Genomic DNA, 21,399 nt, shown 5'->3' on the forward strand with positions numbered 1-21,399 from the left:
GTTCCGGACTAGATTTTATACGCTTTAACTGAATCGACATCGAACAGGTACACCACACTGTCTATTGGGTCGAAAATGTAATCGGGGGTCCGGTTTTCCACTTCCACCTGTCCCTCTACCTTACCGGTTGCCTTGTTGATTTTGAGGAGCTTGAAGCGCCCCACCTCGTCGCGGTCAGCTTTGGTTAGCACAATGTGGTGCTTCAGACCCGCTAGCAAACCATTTGCCCTTACAGTGCCGGGCGTGACTGCGGCGCTGCCGCCCAACTCAAACGTCCGCTGATTGGCAATCCAGGACTGCTTGGGGCCGCTCAGGGGCGCGGCTTTAACCTGTGCTGGCGTAGCGGCCTGCGCCGTGCTATGGCTTGCAATGGCCCCCGCCACCACTTTGGGCGGGGCAAAGTACAAGTTATACACTATGCCACCCTGGAAATTGACTTTCACTACCGATTGCGTGGTAATTACCGCCACTCCGTCGTCGAGCAGTTCCAGTTGGGGTACCTCTCCTTCCAGCAGCTTAATGGGCAGTTTGTCCTTGAGCAGCAGCGTTTCCTCGCCCTTTTGCAGGTTCACGCGGCCCAGGTAGCCGTTAGCCCAGAAGTAGGTATCGTCGCTGGCTTTGAGCTTCGCCCGTCCGGCAGGATCGAAGTACTTGGTTTTGCCAGTGGCGGCGTAGCCTTTGGGGTCGAAGTACTCCACAAACGAAGCGCTGAGCAGCCCCACCCCGTTGTTGGTGGCAAACAGCTGGACGTTGTCACCGTTGGTTTTAAAGGTCTTTTCGGCCTTTAAAGCCAGGTTGCTTAGGTCGATGAGCTTCACCGACGAGCCGCCGCCCACCACAAACAGGTTGTTGTTGTGGGCCAGCATGGCCCCGGCGTTGTTTATGTTAACAGTGGCCGAACGCAGCTCCTGGCAGGTACTTTTGTCGTACAGGGCCAGCAGCAGGTCTTTGTCTTTCTTACCCGATTTCCCTACGATAAGCTGGTTTTTGTCGAGTTCCCGAAACGTGACGAAGGCGCCGGGCAGCTCTTTTTCCCCGGTTATTTTGCCGGTCAGCAGGTTTACGCTCGTCAGGTAACCGTCCATCAGCACACACATGTGGCCGGGCGTACCCGTCTCGAATACTTCCAAGGTGGGCTCGGTAGGCGGCAGCAGCTCGGCCACCTTAGCCGAACGCTTCAGCGGCACGTTGTACACGAGCTTGGCCGCGCCTGGATCAAGGGCCGAAAGCCCATACGACGACAACATGGCCACTTTGCCGTTCGGCAGCGACACTACCTTGGCCGTTTTGCCACGGGCAGCCGAAATCTTGATATCGGCCAGGCGGGTGCCGGTGCCGTGCTCCAACACTAGGGCGCGGGTGCCGCCATCGGTAGCTTCCCACACCACAATATTTTGAGCGTCGATAACCCGATTTTCCACCTGGGCTACGCCTGCCGGCGGGCTATACACGGTACGGCCGGTGCGGGAATCCAGGATAATGGATTGCAGGTAATCCGATTGCAGCGAGGTAGCCACCACATGAATCAGCGGGCCGTTGCCCAGCAAATGTGCCGACTTGGTGCGTTCTACCTTGGTGAGCCACTGCTGCTTACCGGTGTTCTTGGCCAAACTCATTACGAAGTTCGGCTTCAGAATCAGGATGTTGCCATCGACGTTTATGTATTTCACCGGGGCCGGCCCGTTGCCCAGCTTCGTCCATACCTCTTGCCCTTGCGCGGCTTCCACCGCCGGCTCGCGCTGCAACGCGGCTACGGTTACCGGGGCTGTGGGAGCTGGAGTTGGTGCTGCTTCCACCGCGGCTGTTGCGGGCACCGGTTCGGCCGCAACGGCCGGCTCGGGCGCCGCGGTGCTTGCGGTAACGGGCAGCGCGGCATCGGCCGAAGCGGTGTTACTCGCCTGGGGCTCTGCCCCCGAAGGCGTGGCCGGAGCAGCCGGCGCGGCTGGGGCCGCCTCCGTAGCTGGCGCGGCAGGTTTTTCGTCGTTGCCGGAAGCAGGTGCGGCGGGCGCAGGTTGCGGCACTACCGCTTGGGGCGAGGCCTCCGGGGCATCCATTACGGGCGCTGCCGAATCGGACGGGCCGGACGCGGATTGTGCTACCGCAGCCGGTTGCGGGGTATTGGCCGGTTGGGCTGGCTGGGTCGGCGGAACTGAAGTAGCAGCGGCCTGATCGGCGCCCGGGGCACTAACGGGCGCAGGCTGAACCACGGCTAACTGGGACACCGGTGCTGGGGCCTGAGGGGCGGGTGTTGCGGGCGCCGCAGCAGTCGTTGCGGGAACAGGCGTCGCAGGTACAGCCGGTGCGGGAGCGGGTGCCGCAGGGGCTGCGGCCGCCACTTGCTCGGGGGCATTGAACTTCTCGCGTCGGCCTTTCTCGTAAATAATCATCCAAACGTCCGTTTTACGAACGTTGTAGAGAGGACCGTCGAGAAAATCGAAAAGGCGGTATTTAACGTGGTCTTCGGTTATCTCGATGACCTTGGAATTGATTTCCGTTTTGTCATTCTTGATGATGACATCCTGAGCCGATGCCTGGGCGGCGGCACAGACCCCAACTGCCACCGCCACCACCTGCCAGGCGCGCCGCGGCCCAAACCGACGCGGCAGCGCCGCAACAACCTGCGGAGCGGCACCAGGTCCGCTTAATTGAGAGTAGCGTTGCATCATAAATAGTAAGTTCAAGGTGTGCGGAAGGCGGGGGCGGAAGCGAAAAAAGAGGCCAAAAAGACGTCCAGGACATCAATTTGTGCATTAACAATCCTCGCAAAATACAAAGTACGCCAAAACCTAACGCTTTCCCAAACTCACGAAACACATTCTAGTCTGCTCTCATATATTGGTTGTACAGCCTCTTTTTTAAAGTAAAAACAGCCCCTTAAACATAGCCGCACATTACAGCGGACGAGAAATATCATTGCCCCGAGCTAAGAGAGGCATGCATCGTGCGCTACTCTTGGCTGGCCTCTAACCCAAGTGCGTCTTTGCGCATCCAGCCTCTGCTCGTCACGTTTTCCCAGTTGGTAAAGGTCACGTACACGGCATTCCCACGCGATTCACCGAGCCGCACTTTGTCGCCCTTTACGCAGTGGGCTTTGCGGGGCTGAACGAGGTCGGGGGAGTTATAGAAATACGACCTGGCAACCTGTACCACGGCAGTTTGGGCACTGCCCGTTGGCTGTGAGGCTGGGGCTGGGGCCGCGGCAGGCTCGCTCTTAGTAACCTCGGCCGTGGGTGCCGGCGGGCGGCGCGGGGCAGGCGGCGGGCTGGGGCGGGCTGCCGATGCGGAGGTGAGTTTGCCCAATTCTTCGGCTTTTAACCACCCCGTAACCTGGGCCCCGTTGGGGTTTACGAACCGGGTTTTCACGAAGCCATTGGCTTCGTCTTCGCCGTACAGCACATCGCCGCGGAGCAGGTATCTGCCATTCGGCGTCGATTGCCGGGGGGCATCGAAGAAGTAGGTTCGTTCGGCCAGCACCCGGTATTGCCCCGTGGTATTTGGGTCCGGTGCGGAGGCTTGCGGCGCTGCGGAACCGGCGGCAGCGGCGTTCGGTGCGTCCGTTTCGGCCTGTTCAACGCCGCTGGACTCGGTAGTTCTCAGCTCAGAGCTTTGGTTGCCCGTCTTGTCATTAGAGCAGGCTACAAGCCCACCCATCCCGAAAGCCAACCCGCAGAGCACAAATAGTTTAAAGCTTGTTGCGCCAGCAAAGCGCATTAAAGCGCTTTGCTGCGCACTGCACTTATTGCCAGCCGGTTGCTTACAGGCATTCGGCCGCCGAAGCCAATCTGCACTCATGGATTGCTGTTCGCTCATGGATAATCGGTACCGGGGCGGGCCGGTTGCTGGTTTCCGGTATCGTACGTGATTCAGGGCCAGACTGGTGCTTTTCAGGCCCTTTTACGGTAATGGGGCGCATTTATCCCGAGCCACTTAAGCGAGTCGGGTCATTCTAAAGGTCGATGGGCTAATTCTAATCGAAGCTTAGCGGCTTAATTACTTTGCAGCGCCCAATTCGCCAGCCTTTCCCATTTTCACCTGTTGGCAGACCCGGGCAACTCAGCTGCAGGCTTAGCCCGCCATTTAGCCTGCACTGGTAGGTTTGCGTACGTAACAGCTACTTACAAGCCGTGCTCATTGCTGGGGCGGTCTTTTCTGCCTTATGGATACCCGTCCCTCCGCTAGTGCGCCTTCCTGGAAGCAAACCGCTTACAGTGTCGTTTTTGAATCGGACACGCGGGCGGGTCAGCTGTTTGACATTGCCCTGCTGGCTGCTATTGTGCTGAGCGTGTTGGCGGTAATGCTGGAAAGCGTACGCAGCATAGAGGCCCGATACGGCCACATTCTGCGCGCAGTGGAATGGCTGTTCACGGGCCTTTTCCTCATCGAGTACATAGTGCGGCTGCTGGTGGTGCGCCGGCCGTTGGCATACGCGGTCAGCCTGTTTGGCATCATCGATTTCCTGTCCATCGCCCCTACCCTTGTGGCGCTGGTAATGACCGGCAGCCACTACCTAATGGTTATCCGCACGCTGCGGCTGTTGCGCGTGTTTCGCATCTTTAAACTGGGGCGCTTTGTGGGCGAAGGCGAATTCATTGTGGGGGCACTCAAGGCCAGTCGGTTTAAGATTCTGGTGTTTCTGACGGCCGTGCTCACGCTGGTGGTGGTGATAGGCACGCTTATGTACGTGATTGAGGGCGGGCAAAACGGCTTCACCAGCATTCCGAAATGCGTGTACTGGGCTATTGTAACGGTAACTACGGTGGGCTACGGGGATATTTCGCCCACTACGGTGCTGGGCCAAACTCTGGCCTCGGTGCTCATGATACTGGGCTACGCCATCATTGCCGTGCCCACAGGCATCGTGTCGGCCCAAATGGCGCTGCCTACCGCCGACAGGCCCGGCGCTAAGCTGGCCGTTTGCCACGTGTGCCAGGCCAGCGGCCACCGCGCCGACGCCGAATTTTGCTGGCGTTGCGGGGAAAAGCTGTAACGGCTTCCTGCAACCGCAGAATGTTTCTCCAGCGGCAGCCCAGCTACAAAATACCTATATTACCTTATATCCCAGCTAAGCATTATGCAACGACGCACCTTCCTCCAATTGTCGGCTATGGTGCCGGTTACGGCCTTTGTACTGCCCGCAGGGGTTTCCCTGCCGGCCGCTGCCAACCCTGCGGGGCTGCCGGCTCAGGCTGTGCTGGTTCGCAAGGGCCAGGACCGCTACAACCAGCCGTTCCGCTTTTTAGATGCCGAGTTTACCGTGAAAGTTTCGGGCAAGGATACGGGTGGGCGCTGCGTGATTTTCGACACTGTTCGCACCTCGTACGCGGGCCCGGCCCTGCATTACCACAAAGACTGCGAGGAGTGGTTTGCGGTGGAGGAAGGCGAATTCAAATTTCAGGCAGGGAAGGAAATTCTGCGCCTGAAAGCCGGCGACACGCTGCTGGTGCCCCGGGGCGTGCCGCACGCTTTCGTTAAAACCAGCGCCGGCACGGCCCGCCTGCTGGTAATGCACCAACCTGCCGGCACCATGGAAGAGTACTTTCGTGCGGGCAGCACGCTCACCGACCAGCGCATCGAAAGCCGCAAAGCCCTGGCTGCCCGGCATGATATTCACATCATCGGCCCGTCGCTGAAGCCCGACTAAGTTTTGTGTACCAAGGCGGCGGCTTTTATGGACCCAGCACTTGTTGCATGGACCTGCAACGCACGGGGTTCTGGTGGTTTCAGACTTGCATTACCGGCCATGCCAAGCTCCGGCTGCCGGGTTTGGCTTTGCCAGGTCGTTTCCGCTCCGGTCGGCTCTGGAGGAAGTGGTGCAAGGCCAGAGCCGGGCACACCATGCTGGCCTTTACCACTCGTGTATATGATACCAGGTGGTGGTGCTCCGCTCCCCTACCCCACGTGAATTAGGGTAGCCTGATTGGCAGTGCCCCATTCGAACACCTGGCGTTGCAGGGGAAACCGGAGCGGTTTCCTGCTGCCGTGCGCGAAGACACGGCAAGCAATGTTAGGCGTATCGGCATTACGTCCGGCTGTTCGCCACAAAATGCCGGAACTGTCCCTTCAACCACATACGCGGCTGGACTGATAGCTTCAGCGGTGCCTGCAACCCGGCGGCATCGGTGCTACTAAAAAACCGAATACGCTCGTTTTCAAGAATTAATAGCTGGCTCAAGTTCACTTCGAGAATAATTTACTTTGTATTACAAAGTTCTTTTATTCACTTCGCGTCATACCTGCTGACCTGGTCTTTAGCGCTGCTGTTAGCGGATTTCAGTCTACTGAGAAGCCTCAGGCAGTGGGTTCCAGCTTTGTTTTCCAACATCCATTTTCTACTGCCATGACTTTGCGCCTCAAAAACATTATTCGCATCGCGCTTGTAACCGTTTGCCTCTTAATGGTGCCCTTGGCAGCCACATTGCTGAGCAATGGCGAGGGTTGGGACGCGTTTGACTTTGCGGTGGCCGGCACGCTAATCTTTGGTACGGGCCTTATGTACGAGCTGGTTTCCAGCCAATGGAGCGGCCTCACCTACAAGTTGGCGGTGGGTCTTGCGCTGGCGGCCGGGTTCCTCACCATCTGGACCAATCTGGCGGTGGGCATCATTGGGGATGGCGCCAATCCAACCAACCTGCTGTTCGGTGGCGTGCTCATGAGCGTGTTCCTCGGGTCGATTATTGCGCGCTTGCGGCCGCTGGGCATGGCCCGCACCATGTTTACGGCGGCAGCCCTGCAATTCCTGGTTCCCGTGCTTGGGCTGCTGATCTGGAAGTTTGATATTACCCCCGATGTATGGAAGGGCGCCGTGGGGAACATGCTTTTCGTTACGCTTTGGGTTGGGTCGGGCTTGCTGTTTCGGCAGGCGGCCGGCCAACGCCGCGCATCGGAAACGGAAACTAGCGGAGCGGTTTAGCACCGGCGCCCGGGCCTGAAATTCGCCTACCACCACCGGGGCCTGCTTGGTTCTGGCTGAACTTCAACCAGGCTCGTGAACAAGGCGTAAGGCCTTTGACCAAACACTTAGCGTTGCGGTATCGGCTCCTGAATTCGAAGCTGCAAACAGAGGGCACTTGCTTAAAACTGCGCGCTTTCGTCGACCACGAACGATTTGAACACGCTCACCAGCTCTTCGTCGACGGAGGGTAAGTATGCGTCGAGGAAGCCGGAACGGTAGGGGTCGATGTAGCCGGTGAGGCGAGCAAATTCCTCGCCCGTTAGCGTTTGGAAACCCATGCTCCAGTTAGCAAACAGGCGTTTCTGAATGGGGCCATCGGCCAGCTTGAACACGCGGGTGTTTCGGTAATCGACCTTTATTCGGGCATAAACCGCCCGCACGGCTTCCTCCTCTCCTTCCAGCACCTGCAAAAAGCTGTGGCTGCCGTAGAGCAGCAGGCCCGTAATTCCCAGGCGCAGGTTATTGGTGCGGGCCTGCTCCAGCAAAAAAGCAAGATCGGCAGCGGTTGGCTCACCCACGGCACTGCTTTGGTAAACAATGTGGTGCATATAAGGAGCGTTAGGCCCGCTAACCGAGCGGCGTGGTTTGCAGATGGCTATAGAAAGCAGTAGGCAAGTAGCGTTAATATAGTCCTTCACCTTCACGAAAGCAACTTGCCCTCAGGCCGTTGGTTTCTCAGCCCGCCAATGCACCTGTAAGGCGTGGGTTTGTGTCCGAGGCAGCGCAGCCGGAGTTGCTGCAACGGAAGTGGCAACACTACCTTCTCTCCAATCCTGGTACTCGCCCCCGTTTGCGGGTGCGCAGCAAGTCAGCGTCCTTTTTCGGCTGTTACCTGAGGTTTGGCCGCCTGCCGCAAGTAGGGCTCCACGTCAACCAATTGGTACTCGGGTGAGCATTGCAAAAAGTAGTTGAGCAAACCCGCGTGCCCGGCCCCGATGATGAGCAGCACCCGGTCGCCGGGGCGGATGGGCAGACGCTGCATGTTGCGCAGGATACGCAGGTTGCGGCTGTACCAGCGCGAGGTTTCAAAGTCGACGCCGGTGTAGCTGCCCGGCTCTTCTTCGTACTTAAAGCTGCCCACCAGGTAGGCGCCCTGCTTGTGGCGCAAATTGGCCGGCTCGTTAAGCGTGGTTAGGGCCGCCACCAAGCCGGCTCGGGCGGGCAGCAGGTCATCGGCGCGGTATAGAGCTTGGTAGCGCCGCTGCACCGCCGAATCGGGGTTGTGGTCGAGAAAACGCTCGAAACGCCTGACCCGGGCGGTGTCGTTGAACAGTTGCTGCAGCGAATTGTAATAGGCCCCGTCCGCATCGACGCCCCAAACGCGGGGCAGGCCCAGCTGCCGGGCCAGCCGAAAGCCGAGCTGCTCCCGCTCGTCACGGCGTAAGGTGTGCCGCCCGGCCACGTAGGCCCGGTAAAGCGAGTCGTTGCGCGGCTGCTTGGCGGGCTCGGCCTCCACTAGCACGTGCGTAGGCCGGAAGCGCGCCAGCGCATCGGCCAGGCGGGTTATTTCGGCCTGGTACCGCGGGGCCAGCACGTCTACCTGGTCGGTACGCTCAATTTTGTGCCGATCGAGGTTGGGATACGCGAAATGAAACGTGCCCAGCGTCATTACCTGAATAGGTGCCGGCTTCGACTTTGGAGCGGCTTTTTGGGCAGCCAGGGAAAGAGGAACTGCTATCAGCAACAGGGTCGCGAGTTGTCGGGCGAAGGTCATCATACCCAGCCAGATGCAAGACCGGTTCTTACCGTTGCCTGCCAGTCAAACGGTTTGCAGCCAAGTGCATTGCGCACATAGCGGGTACTGTTGCCGAACCAAAGGCAAATGCGCTTCCCAAGCGTGGCCCGGGAGGAGTGTGCCCCGCACGCAGCATATAGTCTGTAGGTCAGCCGCGCATCAAGCGGGCCTGCTACGTGGTGCCGATGACCCAGCAGCCCGACACACATCAGCGTCAGAGGCCCCTTGTCAGCAGCCAAGCTGTGTTTCAAGCAAAACTTGTCACGATCAGAGTTGCTCTAGCTTAATTTACTTTGAAATACAAAGTTCTTTTATTTGCTTTGCATCATTCCTGCTTTGGTGGCCGACGGCATGTAAAGTCTACCCTCCAGAGCAACGCAATACCCTACCCTTTCACTTCCTTTTCACCCAACAGCCTGTACCGGTATGGCCTTCCAACCTAAAAATTTTGTTCGTCCCGCGGTGATAACCGCGTGCCTGTTGCTGGTTCCGTTTGTGGCCATGCAAGTAACCAGTGAGGTTAACTGGACCTTGTCAGATTTTGTGGTAATGGGGGCCTTGATCTTCAGCACGGGGCTGGCGGGCGAACTGTTGTTCAGCCAGCGCGGCAATGCTACCTACCGCGTGGCCGCGGGTTTGGCGGTGGCCGCCGGGTTTCTGTCGGTGTGGGTAAACCTAGCCGTGGGCATTATTGGGGCGGGGCCCAACCCTGCTAACCTGATGTTGGGCAGCACGTTTCTGATTGCCATTATCGGGGCCGTTATGGCGCGCTTCCGGGCGCGCGACATGGCCCGCGCCATGCTTGCGGCCGGCGCGGCACAATTCCTGGCGCCGCTGGCCTCGCTGCTGTTCTGGCAGCCGGATTTTACCCCGGATGTGACGCGGGGCTTGGTCGGCAACATGCTTTTCGTGGGCCTGTGGCTGGCCTCGGCGTGGCTGTTCCGTCAGGCGGCCGAACCACAAGCGTCAGGAGCCGGGGCTTCCCGCGTGGCTTAGAAAAACCGTTGCAGCCTAATTGGGGACGGCACCATCAACTTACCACTTACCCAAATGCTGGGAGGCCAGCATCAGCGAGATGCAACGGAAACAGCGCCGGTTTTCTGGGCCAGGCCGTTCAGGGTTCCGGCCCGCGGGAGTTTGCAATGTAAACCGAATGGCCCAGGCCCGTAAGCCGTTTACTACTCAGATGTACCTACGGCTGGCTGCTACGATATCAAAGTCGTCAGGATTCATTGCATCGTATAATATGGTTACCGTCGCCCCCTTTGGGTGACGAGGTACTGCCAAAGCCACTCCATGCTCATACAGCGCCTCAATAATTCGCCCATCTTGAATTTCAAATCGAATAACCGGCTTAACTACCGTAATCCTCCCCCATATTATCTTATTCTTTACTACTATTCCTTGTGCATACTGGCCATTTACCCGTAGTCTTTCTTTGCGCTTTTCAGCACTATAAAATGCGTATATCAGCATTGCTGCCATTATAGCCAATATTAGCATCGTAAAAGCATTAATTTCCATATATCATCGGGATTTATCTAGTCAATACTAGAAGTTTCACCAGTATTCCGACTACGGTTCACACACGGCTATAAACCGCACATTATAACTAAATGAAAAACGCCGCAGGATCTTCCCGGGGATGTCGCTGATGCCAGTAGCTATGGCACGGCAGAAAGGGGCAATCAACTGGCATGTGTTATAATATTGCGCCATTCAGATTGTGCAAACTACTCTAAGCTTCTATTTGCTTCAGGGTTTTTCCAGCACTATTTCTCCAAGATGTCAACCCATTTGCGCCCCCTCCTTGTATTACTGCTGCTGCTGCACTTGGACTTGTGAATTCTACATCTTCGGAAAATATTAGTAGATCCTTATCCTTTATCAGAATTCCTTCCTCAATTAATTTATTCCGCAATTCTACAACATATCCATGCTGTGTTCCAGCTGAGGGTCTTTCAGCTAAGACTGCGGTAGAGTTCTTAAATACTACAAAACCAGCAGGTGTCCTTTTACCCCTAGCTACTGCATTTTTGATTCGGCAAGTTAGCTCGCCTTCAAGTTTAGCAGTTGGCACGGCGCTAAGTAATGGCGCTAGTAAATCAGAACCCAGTACGGGTAAAACCTGCCTGATGCGCGTTAGGAACACTTCCATATCTTCTCTATCAGACTCAGGAAGCTTTGGTTTATTCAAAGTGGTATTTTCTAATTGATACCGCCCAACGCCTCGAGCTTCATCAATAAGTCGTGCCTCAAGATATCTTATATGTGCTTTTGTGAGATTTTCATCTTTACTAACAAAAAACACGAGTGAATTCCAGAAATCTTTGGCTTTGTGTTGCTTAAGTCGCTCCCCAATTACCTCTGCTTCACCTATGTAAGACCGTGGCTTTCCTGTTTCTGGGTCCACGCCAAACAAAAAGTAAATCCCAGCATTATGAGCTTCGTCACGCTTCAATAGATCCTCTAATTCGGTTCGTGGTGCTGCTAAGGCTTTGCCCGTCCAATTAGATACTTCTACAACACGCAAGCGTTTGGCATCCCCATGCGGTAAGAAAAGCTTGATTGTGGCTGATACATTCATACAAACAAACGATGCAATAGAAACTAATTACTCCCTTCCCGGAATCTTCACCCCGCGCTCCTCGGCTACCTGCTGGGCCAGCTCGTAGCCCGCGTCGGCGTGGCGGAAGACGCCCATGCCGGGGTCGGTGGTGAGCACGCGGCGCAGGCGCTCGGCTTTTTCGGGGGTTCCTGTCGCTACTATCACCATGCCGGAGTGGGTGCTGTTGCCGATGCCCACGCCGCCACCGTTATGCAGGCTCACCCAGTCGGCGCCGGAGGCGGTGTTGGCTAGGGCGTTGAGCAGGGGCCAGTCGGCCACGGCGTCGGAGCCGTCTTTCATGCCCTCGGTTTCGCGGTTGGGCGAGGCCACGGAGCCGCAGTCGAGGTGGTCGCGGCCGATGACGATGGGGGCCGAGACTTCGCCGCGGGCCACCAGGTCGTTGATGACCAGGCCGAACTTCTCCCGCTCGCCGTAGCCCAGCCAGCATACGCGGGCCGGCAGGCCGATGAAGGGCACCTTGGCCTGGGCCTTCTCGATCCAGCGGGCAAGCATCTTGTTGTCGGGGAAGGTTTCCAGCAGGGCCCGGTCGATGCGCAGAATGTCCTGCGGGTCGCCGCTGAGGGCGGCCCAGCGGAAGGGGCCTTTGCCCTCGCAGAACAGCGGGCGGATGTAGCCGGGCACGAAGCCGGGGTAGAGGAACTGCCCGTTTTCGTCGCGCACCTGCAGGCCGCCTTTTTCGGCCTGCCCGCGCAGGTTGTTGCCGTAGTCGAGGGCCACGGCGCCGGCGGCCTGCATGTCGATAATGGCCTGGCAGTGCTTCACAATGGAAGCCAGGGCCTGGCGCTTGAACTCCTCGGGGTTGTCTTTGCGCAGCTGCAGCACCTGGTCGATGTCGCCCTCGGGAATGTAGTCCATCAGGTCGTGGGCCGAGGTCTGGTCGGTGACTATGTCGACTTTGTAGCCGCGCTGCAGCAGCTCGGGCAGCACGGTGGCGGCGTTGCCGGTGAGGCCGATGCTCCAGCCCTGGCGCGCCTGCTTGTACTGCTCGCACAACACGAGGGCGTGGTCTAGGTCGCGGGCCTGCTCGTCGAGGTAGCCTTCCTGCACCTTTTGCTTCACGCGGGCGTCGATGGGCTCGATAACGAGGCACACGCCGTCGTTCATGGTGACGGCCAGCGGCTGGGCGCCGCTCATGCCGCCGAGGCCCGCCGTTACGGTAACGGTGCCGCCCAGCGTGCCACCGAAGTGCTTGTCCCCCACAGCGGCGAAAGTTTCGTAGGTGCCCTGCAGAATGCCCTGGGTGGCAATGTAAATCCAGGAGCCGGCCGTCATCTGCCCGTACATCATCAGGCCGAGCTTGTCCAGCTCGTCGAAGTACTCCTGGGTGCTCCAGGCGGGCACGATGTTGGAGTTGGCAATGAGCACGCGCGGGGCGTGGGGCCAGGTACGCAGCACGCCCACGGCCTTGCCGCTCTGCACCAGCATGGTTTCGTCGGCCTCCAGGTTCTTGAGAGTCTTGACGATGGTCTGGTACTCCTTCCAGTTGCGGGCCGCGCGGCCAGCGCCACCGTACACAATCAGCTCGTCGTACACCAGGCTCACGGCCGGGTCGAGGTTGTTTTCGAGCATGCGCAGGGCCGCTTCGGCTTCCCAGGTTTTGCAGCGCAGCGTGGTACCGTGCTGGGCTTTCACCGTTTCCGCGGGCTTGTGCTCGTAATACATCGGGCGCTGGGCGTTTTTGCCGGTGGCCGAAGATTTGGAGGTGGCTTCGAGGTTGAGTTCGGGAGTGTCGAGGGCGGAGTGCGACATGGCTGGGTGGGGAAATTCAGGGTTGGGGTGGAACGGCGAATATAGGAGTTTCAGCGCGGGGTAATAAGCCTTTCAGAGCGAATACGCCACCCAGGAAAACGCCGGTGGCACCACCAGCGGCACCGAACCGACCAGCAGCTCGATGGATGCTACTGATGACGGCGGCGTGAGCAATGACACCAGCATGAGCGACATGAGCAATGGTTCTACGGCTGGCAGCTCTACTGCAGGCGGCACCATGACCACCGACGGCACAAGCATGGGCGGCATTACGGCCGGCGGTTCAACAGCAGGTGGCACGGGTACTACGGGCACCGGCGGTACCACCGGCCGTTACTATTTGGCTTTCCGCACAAAAAAGCCCCTTGGTTACCCGAGGGGCTTTTTGGCTTCGTGCTGCGCCCAAACATCAATCTTTTAATCCCAGCCGCTAAATCTGCGTACTCCTTGCTACACTAAACTGCTAAACGAGTATGAACCAGGTAGCCGCTGGCGTGACCCAGCTTCAGATCCAGCGTTTTGTCAACGTATACTTCGTGGAAACCGGCACGCCCGGCGAATGGGTACTGGTGGACACCGGCCTGCCGGGTTCGGCCAAGGCCATTATAGCGGCGGCCGATCAGCTGTTTTATCCCGGCTCACACCCCCAGGCCATTGTACTGACCCACGGCCACATGGACCACGCCGGCTCGGCCCGTGAACTGGCCGAGCATTGGCATGTGCCCGTGCTGGCGCACCCGCTGGAGCTGCCGTTTCTACAGGGCCGCGCCGTGTACCCGCCCGCCGACCCCACCGTGGACCGCGGCGGCTCCCTGGCGTTAATGGCGCGGTTGTTCCCGCCGCAGTCGTTTCAACTCACCGATGTAGTGCAGGCCCTGCCCGCCGACACGAACGACGTGCCTTACCTGCCCAGCTGGCGCTGGCTGCACGTGCCCGGCCACGCCCCCGGCCAAATAGCCCTGTTCCGCGACGAGGACCGTACGCTGCTGGGCGCCGATGCTTTTGCCACCGCCAACCACGAGTCGGTGCCGGCGTTGCTGCTGCAGATGCCGCGCATCAGCATGGCGGGTGCCCCCTTCAATTACAACTGGACCGAAGTACGGGCTTCCGTGGAACAACTAGCGGCACTGCGGCCCGAAGCCATTGGCTGCGGACACGGCCCCGTTATTACCGGCCCCGAAGCAGCGGCGGGACTTGAGCGCCTCGCCCACGACTTCCCCATGCCCGCCCACGGCCGCTACGTGCAAGAGCCCGCCCGCCTCGATGCCGATGGCGTGCAGTACCTCCCGCCCGCTCCCGCCGACCCGCTACCGGCCCAGGCCGCTGCCATTGGCATAGGTGCTGCCGTAACCATTGGGGTGCTGGCGCTGCTGGCCAGCCGGCGTAGTAAAACCGATGACTACGCCCGCACCCGCAAATGGGGCCGCAAGGGGCGCAAAGCAGGCTACGCAGCCGATGAAACCGAGAATCCGTTTCCGCCTTACCCGTACAAAGAGGTGTACTTCTAGTCACACCATGGAAAGCAAAAAGTCAGGTATCAGCCAAGCTTTGCGTTGAACACCGGCCTTGCTAAAACCTAACGGGCCGCCTCTGCACTGGCAGAAGCGGCCCGAACTTGTTTAGGGAGCAGGTTACTAAGTACGGCTTATTTACCGGCTCGGCTGACATTGATGCCCCCGTTGGTGGTTACGGCACGCACCGAAGTTCCGCCTTTGCCCAGATTCAGAGCTATTTCCCTCCCAATTCGGCCCTGCACATTTACGGGAAAATCGGTGTTAATAGGACCGTGCTGGGTGCTGGTGAAGAGCTGCGCGGAGTAATCCTGGGGGACTTTCCAGTTAATGCCACCGTTGGTGGTGGTTACGTCGAGGCCTTTACCGTCCCACTTTTTGCCGCTGAGCGTGATGTTCAGCCCCCCGTTGCGGGTGGTGCCGCGCACGTCGCCGCCGTCGCCGGAAATGTTTACGCCGCCGTTTTGGGCCGCAAAGGTTACCGCGCCGCGCACGTTGGCAATGCTAATGCCACCGTTGTGGGTGGTTAGGGCCAGGTCTTGCTTTTCGGGCACCAGCAGCTCGTAGCTCACCGAGTAACCGCTGTTTGTAGTACCCGATTCGTCGGGACCGGTGGCTCGCAGGGTGTTATTAGCGGTGCTGATTTGCACGGCGCCCACTTTGGCTTTGGCCATAGCTTCGTCGGTGGCCCAGGCCTGCACCTTTACCCGCACCCGCACCTCGGTGCCGCTGTATCCTTTCACCGAAATGCCGCCGTTGCGCTGCCCGTCTACCGTGAGCGGCCCCGATTTAACAGCCGGCAGCGTCAGGTCGCGGGTTTCGCAGTAGCGTGACTGGCCGGAATTGCTCCAGTGGCCTTCGTCGCAGGTGGAGGTGAAGGCCGGGACCGATTGGGCACTGGCAGCGAGGGCAGCAGAGCCGAGCAAAAGAGCAGCAAGTAGGGCTTTCATGGTGTTGTATGGGTTTGGTTGCGGTGAGTACTCCATCGACAAGGCATCGTTACAGGCTGATGCGCAAATCGACGGATTATTTCGTACACATCGCCGCGGGAACCACTGCCTCCTTACTAACCGGCTAAAAGTGTACCGCTCATCAGCCCAGCAACGGGCGGAGCGAATCGGCATGGCTGCGGCTAACGCGCACCACGCGGCCGCCTTCCAGCGTGGCGTAGAAGCCGCCGCTGCCGTCGCGCTCCAATTCCCGCACGGCATCGAGGGCCACCAGCACCGAGCGGTGAATGCGCAGGAAGCGTTGCGGGTCCAGGCGTTCCTGGAGGGCCGAAATGCCGAGGTTGCTCAGGTGCTGCCCCGCCGTGGTGTGCAGCGTGGCGTAGTCGCCGGCCGCCTCCACCCACCGAATGGTATCGACGGGCACCGCCACCAAGCGCGGCCCCTGCGGCACAAACAAACGCGGCGGGTAGGTGGCGGGCGTCGGAGCCGCAGGCTGGGCAGCCCGGCTGGTTTCGAGGCGCTGCAACAAGCGCTGCAGGGCGGCATCGGGTTGGGCGGCGTGGTTGAGCACGCGGCCCACGGTCAAAGCAAACCGAGCGCGGTCGTAGGGTTTTAGCAGGTAATCCACGGCGCCGGCCTCAAAGGCACTTAGCGCAAATTGGTCGTAAGCGGTGGAAAACACCACGCGCGGTACCACTGGCAGCCGGGCCAGCACCTCGAAACCGGTGAGACCCGGCATTTGAATGTCGAGGAAAATAACCGCGGGCTGCCGGGCCTGAATCTGCTCCACGGCCGACAGGCCATCGGCGCACTCACCCAGGATTTCCAGCTGCGGAAAATCGGCCAGGTATTGCCGCACAATGGTGCGGGCCGGGGCTTCGTCGTCGATGATGAGCGTGGTCATGCCAGCGGAAAGTCAAGCGGAAGTACAAAGCTGACCTGCAGGCCGTGCGGCTGCACGGCCTGCAAGTGCAAGCCGGGGCTGCCCAGCGCCTGCAGCCGGGCGTGGGTGTTGCCTAAACCAATACCGTGGGCGGCCAGCAAATCGGCAGGGCGTGGGCCATTGGCGGGCAAGCCGGCGCCGGTATCGGTTACGATGAAGCGAATGGCCGTGGCGCCTTCCGGGCGGGCCTGCACCGTAAGTGTGCCGCCCTGCACCACCGGCGCCAGGCCGTGACGAACGGCGTTTTCAATCAGCGGCTGCAGCAGCATGGGCGGCACCAGCACCGGCAGCAACTTTTCTTCCACCGCAAAGCGCACCTGCAGCCGGTCGCCGAAACGGGCCTGTTCCAGCTCGAGGTAGCTGCGCAGAAAGGCCAGCTCGTCGGCCAGGGGCAGACGTTCGTGGCAGGAAGCTTCCAGGGCAAAACGAAACGTGTGCGCCAGCCGCACAATCAGGGAACGGGTTTCCTCCAGCTCCACCGGCACCGACGCGCTGATGGAGTTCAGGGTGTTAAACAGAAAATGCGGATTGATTTGCGCCTTTAACGCCGCCAGCTGACTGCGGTGGGCCTGCTCGCGCAGTTGCTGCTCCAGAAAGGTGCGCTGCTGCAGCTGGCGGGTAAAGCGTGCCACGTGCAGCACGCCAAACTGCACGCCGTAAAACAGCGCCGGAATGTATACGTCCCAGGCGCGGCCGTTGCCTCGCATGGTGCCTTCGCCCAGGTGCTGCATGAGCCCGTAATACGTAACAAACCACGCCCACACCCACAGCGGCCCCAGCACCATGTGTGCCAGCAGCTTCAGCGGCCACGAGGCCCGGTCGAGCGGTGAGCGGAACACCAGCCACCACACGGGCAGCGTCCAGAGGGCCTTGAGTGGGTAATCGAACAGGAGCACCTGCCGCAAGTAGGCCGGAAAGGCATTGGGTTGCTGAAAGTCCTGCGCCGTGTAGGCAATGGTAGCGGCGTAAAACACGCCGAACAACACGTAAAACCCGCCCATAGCCGCCAGCTCGCGGCCCGTGAGGCGGGCAGGCGGCTCGGCGGCCCATGCCGCGGCGGGCGGCGGCGCCGTGGGCCGCCCGAAACGCGCCTTGGCGGCCGGCGGTAAGCGGGGCTCCACGGCGGGCGGAGGCGGCGTAAGCAGTTCAGAAGACATAGCGGCGGGGCAGGCGGCTAAGTTAACGAATGAGCGTGGCCACTTTTTCCGCCAGCTCGGCGCCGCGCAGGTTGCGCGCCACAATGCGGCCCTGCGGGTCCAGCAGCAATGTCAGCGGAATGGATTCGGCGGCGTAGGTGCGCACCACGGGGCTTTCGAAACCGCGCAAATCCGACACGTGTACCCAATCCAGGCTGTCCTGCGCTACCGCCTGCACCCACTTCTCCCGCAACTCGTCGATCGACACACTGTAGACCTCAAACCCGCGGCCGCGGTACTGCCGGTGCAGCTTCACCAGCGCCGGGTTTTCCTGCCGGCAGGGCTTGCACCACGAGGCCCAGAAATCCCAGCAGCACGTAGTTGCCCCGCAGGCTGCTCAAGGCCACTGGCTGTCCTTCGGGCGTGTTCAACCGAATATCGGGAGCCATGGCGCCCACGGCGGTGGCGCGCAGGGCTTTTCGGCGGGCCAGCAGCACCTCCGTATCGAGGCTTTGCGGCTGGCGGCGCTCCAGAACGGTGGTCATGGAATCGACGAAGGCGGCGTTTTCGGGGTAGCCGGCGAGGGTGGTAACGGCGTAGGGCGCGGCGGCTGTGCCCGCAAAGCGGCGCGCTACCTGCCGGGCCGTGCCGTGCAAGGCCTGCCGGGCCTGGTCCCAGGGGTTGGGGCCATTGCCGTAATCCACCTGCCCGTTTTTCGCGCTCCACTCCTGCATCAGCACCTGCAAACGCGCATCGTGCGTGCGTTGAGCGGCCTGCAGCAGCTGCACCGCCTCGGCCGCAGACGAGCCATTCACGGTGGCAGAAGTAAGGCGCGAAGCGTCGGCTTGCAGCTGCAGGCGGGCCCCGGGCTCCAGCGGCAGCAGTACGCCCGGTTTTGCCGGGTTGGTGCGCAGCTGATACACGCCGGGCGTAACGGCGCCGCGAAGCAGAAACCGCCCCGCCGCGTCAGTCCTTGCGGAATCGAGACGCTGGAACTGGCCTGCCTGGATGCGGCACAGCACAAGGCGGGTGCCGGGCTGCGCCCGGCTTAACGTGCCGCGCACCTCATAATCCGCCGGCACACCGCCAGCAGTAAGTACCCAGGCGGCCGCTCCCAACAAGAACCGGCGTGAAAGGCTTTGCCATTTGAAAGCACACATGCGTAACTCAGCGTAGGTGAGCTACCAAGTTCAACCGACTTGGCAGCAAGACCTAGCCAGTGGCGCCGAGTGGCGGCCGGCACCGACCGGACGCGGATAAAGGCGGTAAATAACGGGCCGAAGAGATTGTGCCTTAGGCCCGCAACTGCGCCGCCAGCCCCGTGAGGTAGGCGGTAACGATGGTAGCCGCCAGCCGGGCCGTCATAAAGTCGCGGTCGTAAACGGGGTTAAATTCAACCACTTCAAACAGCCTTACGGACGCGTGTGTGCCAGCAGCAAAAGCAGCCTCCACGGCTTGGCGCGGCGTAAGCCCGTCGCTACTGGGGGCCGACACGGCCGGCGCGAATGCCTGCGCCACGGCATCTATATCGAAGCTCACGAAGGCCGGCGCGAGGGCGCGGCGCAGTGCGCGCTCCATGTACAGCGGCATCCCATCGGACTGAACATGGCTTAGCGGGACGATGGTGGCATCCTGCTGGTTAAGGAAATTGATATCGTCCCAAGTGTTGAGGTTGGAGTGCAGCCCGATTTCGGTGAAGCGGCTGCCGGCCACAAATCCTTCGCGCAGCAGCTTGCCGTAGGGCGTGCCGCTGCCCAGGTCGGCGCGGTCTTTCACGTCGGCGTGGGCATCCAGGTTAATGCCGCCCACGGGCCGCTGCCCGGAAGCATCGAAGAGGCCGCGCACAGTGGCGTAGGTGCCGTCGTGCGAGCCGCCCAGGATAACCACGCGCGGGTATTGCTGCAGCAACTCCCCTACCCGCTCCCGAATGCGCTGGTGGTGCGCGGCGTGGTTGTAGGGCTGCGGACCGGGTACGTCGCCGGCATCGGCAATGCGCAGGTGGTCGAGGCTGACGTGGTGCTCGAGGTTGTAGGTTTTGTGGTAGCGGCGCAGCTCACGCCGAATGGCCGCGGGGGCGCCCACGGCCCCGGCGCGGCCGCCTTCCAGCACCGTGCCGTGGTCAAGGGGCAAACCCAGCAGGCATACGTCGGCTTCGGGTAGCTCGGCAGCGGGGCGAATCAGTTCGCGCAGAAACGTGGGCATGGCAGGTAACGGTTATAACGGAAACCCAAAGCACGGGAACCCGGCGCGGTACGCCAAACGTAATGGGGCGTACTTTCGGCAACCGGCAGCGCCCGAGCTGCCCTGTTTACTTTCGCTGCATGCAACTCCGCTTCTTTCCCCTTCTGGGCCTGTTCATTTTTCTGATTAGCGGCTACGCCTGCCCCGCGGTGGCGCAAAGCAAGCCAGCTAGCAAACCCAAAGTAGTGGAACGGGCCGCCGTTCCGGCTACCGCCAACCCGGCTTCCTTTTACACCACCTACCAATACCGCTCTTACACCATTTACTCGGCCGGCCAGGAGCCGGTAACGGCGGGCGGCGTGGGCGGTACACTTACTTTGCTCCCATCGGGCATGTACGAAAAGCACATGCAGCTCACCGGCCCTAATGGCCCGGTTACGTTCGATCAGCGCGGCCGCTTTACCGTGAGCGGCGACAAAATCAGCTTTCTGTACCTGAGCAGCCAGGGCGACCCGAAGGCCGACAACGGCACTTTCCGCTTCGACCCCAAAAAGCAGGTGCTGGATATGACAATTAACGGTTTTCCGGCGGGCAGTAAGGGCGTGTATCAGCTGAGCGTGCTGAAAAAATAGGCGCTGCGCGGACTGAAATGCTAGCTTGCGGCCATGAGCAGCACCGCAAAATCCATTCTTATTACCGGCGTATCCACGGGCCTGGGCCTGGCCACCGCACGGGCGTTTTTAGCCAGCGGCTACCGCGTATTTGGCAGCGTACGGCAAGCCACCGATGCCGCGCGGTTGCAACAGGAACTAGGCGCACAGTTTCAGCCCTTGCTGTTCGATGTGACCGATGCGGCAGCTATTCGCCAGGCCGTTACCGAAGTAACGAACCAAGTGGGCGACGCGGGTTTGCGCGGCCTGATCAACAACGCGGGCGTAGCCTTTGGCGGCCCGCTCATGCATCAGCCCATTGAGGTCGTTCGGCAGCATTTCGAGGTAAACGTTATTGGCCTGATTCAGGTGACCCAGGCTTTTTTGCCACTGCTAGGCGCTAGGCCGGGCTTTGCGGGCACGCCGGGGCGCGTGATGAACATCGGCTCGGTGAGCGGGCAGGTAGCAGCGCCGTTCGTGGGCGCTTATGTGGGCACCAAGCACGCGCTGGAAGGTATTTCACACACCTGGCGCCGGGAGTTGCAGCTGTTTGGTATTGATGTGGTGCTGATAGGGTTGGGCGTAACCAATACACCTATTTGGGACAAAGGCATCGATCTGGAAGCTTACCACGATACGCCCTATTACGGCCCCGCGCAACGGTTCACGCGTTTCGTGCAAAGCCAGCGCGCCAAAGGCCTTGAGCCGGCCAATGTTGCGGCTCAACTGGTCGCCATTTTTGAAGCCCAAAAGCCCAAGGCGCGCTACACCATTGTGCCCAGCCGCCTGCAGGACTGGATTTTGCCGCGCCTGCTGCCTAGCCGCCTCTTCGACCGCATTATCGGCAAGCAAATCGGGTTGCTTCCGCCCGGCGCCTGAGCCGTACTTGCGCCCAACCGGGCTTGGGGGTTGCCCTCCGCCGGGCTTTCGGCTAACTTGCAGCCCCTTCGCGGGCCCGTCCCG

The 21,399-nt window shown here is 60.3% G+C and carries 21 protein-coding genes; 7 read left to right on the forward strand and 14 right to left on the reverse strand.

Translation table 11 applies throughout. The features are described 5' to 3' along the window. Positions 1 to 8: 8 nt before the first annotated feature. Both ABD903_RS09460 and ABD903_RS09465 read right to left on the reverse strand, forming a co-directional pair. Positions 9 to 2,666 (reverse strand): outer membrane protein assembly factor BamB family protein, encoded by a 2,658-nt coding sequence (locus ABD903_RS09460; RefSeq protein WP_345223598.1) that lies wholly within the window; start codon positions 2,664 to 2,666, stop codon positions 9 to 11. A 280-nt stretch (positions 2,667 to 2,946) separates the two neighbouring features. After that, entirely contained in the window at positions 2,947 to 3,651 is a 705-nt protein-coding gene (locus ABD903_RS09465; RefSeq protein WP_345223600.1) for a hypothetical protein, read from the reverse strand. 505 nt (positions 3,652 to 4,156) lie between these two features. Between ABD903_RS09465 and ABD903_RS09470 the strand changes: the two genes are divergently transcribed. From ABD903_RS09470 to ABD903_RS09480, 3 genes are all read left to right on the forward strand, one after another. Next, a complete protein-coding gene (locus ABD903_RS09470) occupies positions 4,157 to 4,987 on the forward strand; it encodes an ion transporter (protein WP_345223601.1) in 831 nt (276 codons plus the stop codon). Positions 4,988 to 5,071: 84 nt separating this feature from the next. Beyond that, the gene (locus ABD903_RS09475) at positions 5,072 to 5,641 is read left to right on the forward strand and encodes a cupin domain-containing protein (RefSeq protein ID WP_345223602.1); all 570 of its coding nucleotides are present in this window, start codon (positions 5,072 to 5,074) and stop codon (positions 5,639 to 5,641) included. Positions 5,642 to 6,337: 696 nt separating this feature from the next. Beyond that, positions 6,338 to 6,910 (forward strand): hypothetical protein, encoded by a 573-nt coding sequence (locus ABD903_RS09480; RefSeq protein ID WP_345223603.1) that lies wholly within the window; start codon positions 6,338 to 6,340, stop codon positions 6,908 to 6,910. Between the two features lie 161 nt (positions 6,911 to 7,071). On the opposite strand, the gene ABD903_RS09485 is transcribed toward ABD903_RS09480, so the two are convergent. Further along, a complete protein-coding gene (locus ABD903_RS09485; protein ID WP_345223604.1) occupies positions 7,072 to 7,500 on the reverse strand; it encodes a BLUF domain-containing protein in 429 nt (142 codons plus the stop codon). A 260-nt stretch (positions 7,501 to 7,760) separates the two neighbouring features. Further along, a complete protein-coding gene (locus ABD903_RS09490; protein WP_345223605.1) occupies positions 7,761 to 8,669 on the reverse strand; it encodes a DUF5694 domain-containing protein in 909 nt (302 codons plus the stop codon). A gap of 444 nt (positions 8,670 to 9,113) precedes the next feature. Between ABD903_RS09490 and ABD903_RS09495 the strand changes: the two genes are divergently transcribed. After that, entirely contained in the window at positions 9,114 to 9,683 is a 570-nt protein-coding gene (locus tag ABD903_RS09495) for a hypothetical protein (protein WP_345223607.1), read from the forward strand. A gap of 186 nt (positions 9,684 to 9,869) precedes the next feature. Here the strand turns inward: ABD903_RS09495 and ABD903_RS09500 are convergent, their stop codons facing one another. From ABD903_RS09500 to ABD903_RS09515, 4 genes are all read right to left on the reverse strand, one after another. After that, positions 9,870 to 10,211, reverse strand: coding sequence for a DUF3592 domain-containing protein (locus ABD903_RS09500; RefSeq protein WP_345223608.1), 342 nt, complete (start codon positions 10,209 to 10,211; stop codon positions 9,870 to 9,872). 214 nt (positions 10,212 to 10,425) lie between these two features. Next, positions 10,426 to 11,274, reverse strand: coding sequence for a GIY-YIG nuclease family protein (locus tag ABD903_RS09505; RefSeq protein ID WP_345223610.1), 849 nt, complete (start codon positions 11,272 to 11,274; stop codon positions 10,426 to 10,428). Between the two features lie 27 nt (positions 11,275 to 11,301). Next, positions 11,302 to 13,065, reverse strand: a complete 1,764-nt coding sequence (hutU, locus tag ABD903_RS09510; protein WP_345223612.1) for a urocanate hydratase — start codon at positions 13,063 to 13,065, stop codon at positions 11,302 to 11,304. Between the two features lie 72 nt (positions 13,066 to 13,137). Next, positions 13,138 to 13,335, reverse strand: coding sequence for a hypothetical protein (locus tag ABD903_RS09515; RefSeq protein WP_345223614.1), 198 nt, complete (start codon positions 13,333 to 13,335; stop codon positions 13,138 to 13,140). A 203-nt stretch (positions 13,336 to 13,538) separates the two neighbouring features. Between ABD903_RS09515 and ABD903_RS09520 the strand changes: the two genes are divergently transcribed. Continuing rightward, on the forward strand, positions 13,539 to 14,573 hold the full coding sequence (locus ABD903_RS09520) for an MBL fold metallo-hydrolase (protein WP_345223616.1): 1,035 nt from the start codon (positions 13,539 to 13,541) through the stop codon (positions 14,571 to 14,573). A 137-nt stretch (positions 14,574 to 14,710) separates the two neighbouring features. Here ABD903_RS09520 and ABD903_RS09525 read toward each other — a convergent pair whose 3' ends face one another. The 6 genes from ABD903_RS09525 to ABD903_RS09550 all read right to left on the reverse strand — a co-directional run bounded on the left by ABD903_RS09525 (position 14,711) and on the right by ABD903_RS09550 (position 19,807). Beyond that, positions 14,711 to 15,526, reverse strand: coding sequence for a DUF4097 family beta strand repeat-containing protein (locus ABD903_RS09525; RefSeq protein ID WP_345223618.1), 816 nt, complete (start codon positions 15,524 to 15,526; stop codon positions 14,711 to 14,713). A gap of 142 nt (positions 15,527 to 15,668) precedes the next feature. After that, positions 15,669 to 16,430 carry a LytR/AlgR family response regulator transcription factor gene (locus ABD903_RS09530; protein WP_345223620.1) on the reverse strand — a complete coding sequence of 254 codons (762 nt, stop codon included), beginning with the start codon at positions 16,428 to 16,430 and terminating at the stop codon, positions 15,669 to 15,671. Next, complete coding sequence (locus ABD903_RS09535; RefSeq protein WP_345223622.1) at positions 16,427 to 17,626, reverse strand: sensor histidine kinase; 1,200 nt, start codon at positions 17,624 to 17,626, stop codon at positions 16,427 to 16,429. Before ABD903_RS09535 ends, ABD903_RS09530 begins: the two co-directional genes overlap by 4 nt. 22 nt (positions 17,627 to 17,648) lie before the next feature. Beyond that, positions 17,649 to 17,921, reverse strand: a complete 273-nt coding sequence (locus tag ABD903_RS09540) for a TlpA family protein disulfide reductase (protein ID WP_345223625.1) — start codon at positions 17,919 to 17,921, stop codon at positions 17,649 to 17,651. Continuing rightward, complete coding sequence (locus ABD903_RS09545) at positions 17,884 to 18,687, reverse strand: hypothetical protein (RefSeq protein ID WP_345223627.1); 804 nt, start codon at positions 18,685 to 18,687, stop codon at positions 17,884 to 17,886. The genes ABD903_RS09540 and ABD903_RS09545 overlap by 38 nt, the downstream gene beginning before the upstream one ends. Before the next feature lie 211 nt (positions 18,688 to 18,898). Next, positions 18,899 to 19,807, reverse strand: coding sequence for an arginase family protein (locus ABD903_RS09550; protein WP_345223628.1), 909 nt, complete (start codon positions 19,805 to 19,807; stop codon positions 18,899 to 18,901). Positions 19,808 to 19,926: 119 nt separating this feature from the next. Here ABD903_RS09550 and ABD903_RS09555 point away from each other — a divergent pair, with 119 nt between their 5' ends. Both ABD903_RS09555 and ABD903_RS09560 read left to right on the forward strand, forming a co-directional pair. Continuing rightward, entirely contained in the window at positions 19,927 to 20,418 is a 492-nt protein-coding gene (locus tag ABD903_RS09555; protein WP_345223630.1) for a hypothetical protein, read from the forward strand. Between the two features lie 33 nt (positions 20,419 to 20,451). Continuing rightward, positions 20,452 to 21,315 (forward strand): SDR family NAD(P)-dependent oxidoreductase, encoded by an 864-nt coding sequence (locus ABD903_RS09560; protein WP_345223632.1) that lies wholly within the window; start codon positions 20,452 to 20,454, stop codon positions 21,313 to 21,315. The last annotated feature ends 84 nt before the right edge of the window (positions 21,316 to 21,399 follow it).

The sequence above is a fragment of the Hymenobacter koreensis genome, assembly GCF_039541855.1.
Lineage (GTDB): Bacteria > Bacteroidota > Bacteroidia > Cytophagales > Hymenobacteraceae > Solirubrum > Solirubrum koreensis.

What these genes read in the sequence shown, in the direction of transcription:
- ABD903_RS09460 (WP_345223598.1), bottom strand. Translation starts at nt 2,666, where the DNA reads ATGATGCAACGCTACTCTCAATTAAGCGGACCTGGTGCCGCTCCGCAG.
- ABD903_RS09465 (WP_345223600.1), bottom strand. Translation starts at nt 3,651, where the DNA reads ATGGGTGGGCTTGTAGCCTGCTCTAATGACAAGACGGGCAACCAAAGC.
- ABD903_RS09470 (WP_345223601.1), top strand. Translation starts at nt 4,157, where the DNA reads ATGGATACCCGTCCCTCCGCTAGTGCGCCTTCCTGGAAGCAAACCGCT.
- ABD903_RS09475 (WP_345223602.1), top strand. Translation starts at nt 5,072, where the DNA reads ATGCAACGACGCACCTTCCTCCAATTGTCGGCTATGGTGCCGGTTACG.
- ABD903_RS09480 (WP_345223603.1), top strand. Translation starts at nt 6,338, where the DNA reads ATGACTTTGCGCCTCAAAAACATTATTCGCATCGCGCTTGTAACCGTT.
- ABD903_RS09485 (WP_345223604.1), bottom strand. Translation starts at nt 7,500, where the DNA reads ATGCACCACATTGTTTACCAAAGCAGTGCCGTGGGTGAGCCAACCGCT.
- ABD903_RS09490 (WP_345223605.1), bottom strand. Translation starts at nt 8,669, where the DNA reads ATGATGACCTTCGCCCGACAACTCGCGACCCTGTTGCTGATAGCAGTT.
- ABD903_RS09495 (WP_345223607.1), top strand. Translation starts at nt 9,114, where the DNA reads ATGGCCTTCCAACCTAAAAATTTTGTTCGTCCCGCGGTGATAACCGCG.
- ABD903_RS09500 (WP_345223608.1), bottom strand. Translation starts at nt 10,211, where the DNA reads ATGGAAATTAATGCTTTTACGATGCTAATATTGGCTATAATGGCAGCA.
- ABD903_RS09505 (WP_345223610.1), bottom strand. Translation starts at nt 11,274, where the DNA reads ATGAATGTATCAGCCACAATCAAGCTTTTCTTACCGCATGGGGATGCC.
- hutU (WP_345223612.1), bottom strand. Translation starts at nt 13,065, where the DNA reads ATGTCGCACTCCGCCCTCGACACTCCCGAACTCAACCTCGAAGCCACC.
- ABD903_RS09515 (WP_345223614.1), bottom strand. Translation starts at nt 13,335, where the DNA reads ATGCCGCCCATGCTTGTGCCGTCGGTGGTCATGGTGCCGCCTGCAGTA.
- ABD903_RS09520 (WP_345223616.1), top strand. Translation starts at nt 13,539, where the DNA reads ATGAACCAGGTAGCCGCTGGCGTGACCCAGCTTCAGATCCAGCGTTTT.
- ABD903_RS09525 (WP_345223618.1), bottom strand. Translation starts at nt 15,526, where the DNA reads ATGAAAGCCCTACTTGCTGCTCTTTTGCTCGGCTCTGCTGCCCTCGCT.
- ABD903_RS09530 (WP_345223620.1), bottom strand. Translation starts at nt 16,430, where the DNA reads ATGACCACGCTCATCATCGACGACGAAGCCCCGGCCCGCACCATTGTG.
- ABD903_RS09535 (WP_345223622.1), bottom strand. Translation starts at nt 17,626, where the DNA reads ATGTCTTCTGAACTGCTTACGCCGCCTCCGCCCGCCGTGGAGCCCCGC.
- ABD903_RS09550 (WP_345223628.1), bottom strand. Translation starts at nt 19,807, where the DNA reads ATGCCCACGTTTCTGCGCGAACTGATTCGCCCCGCTGCCGAGCTACCC.
- ABD903_RS09555 (WP_345223630.1), top strand. Translation starts at nt 19,927, where the DNA reads ATGCAACTCCGCTTCTTTCCCCTTCTGGGCCTGTTCATTTTTCTGATT.
- ABD903_RS09560 (WP_345223632.1), top strand. Translation starts at nt 20,452, where the DNA reads ATGAGCAGCACCGCAAAATCCATTCTTATTACCGGCGTATCCACGGGC.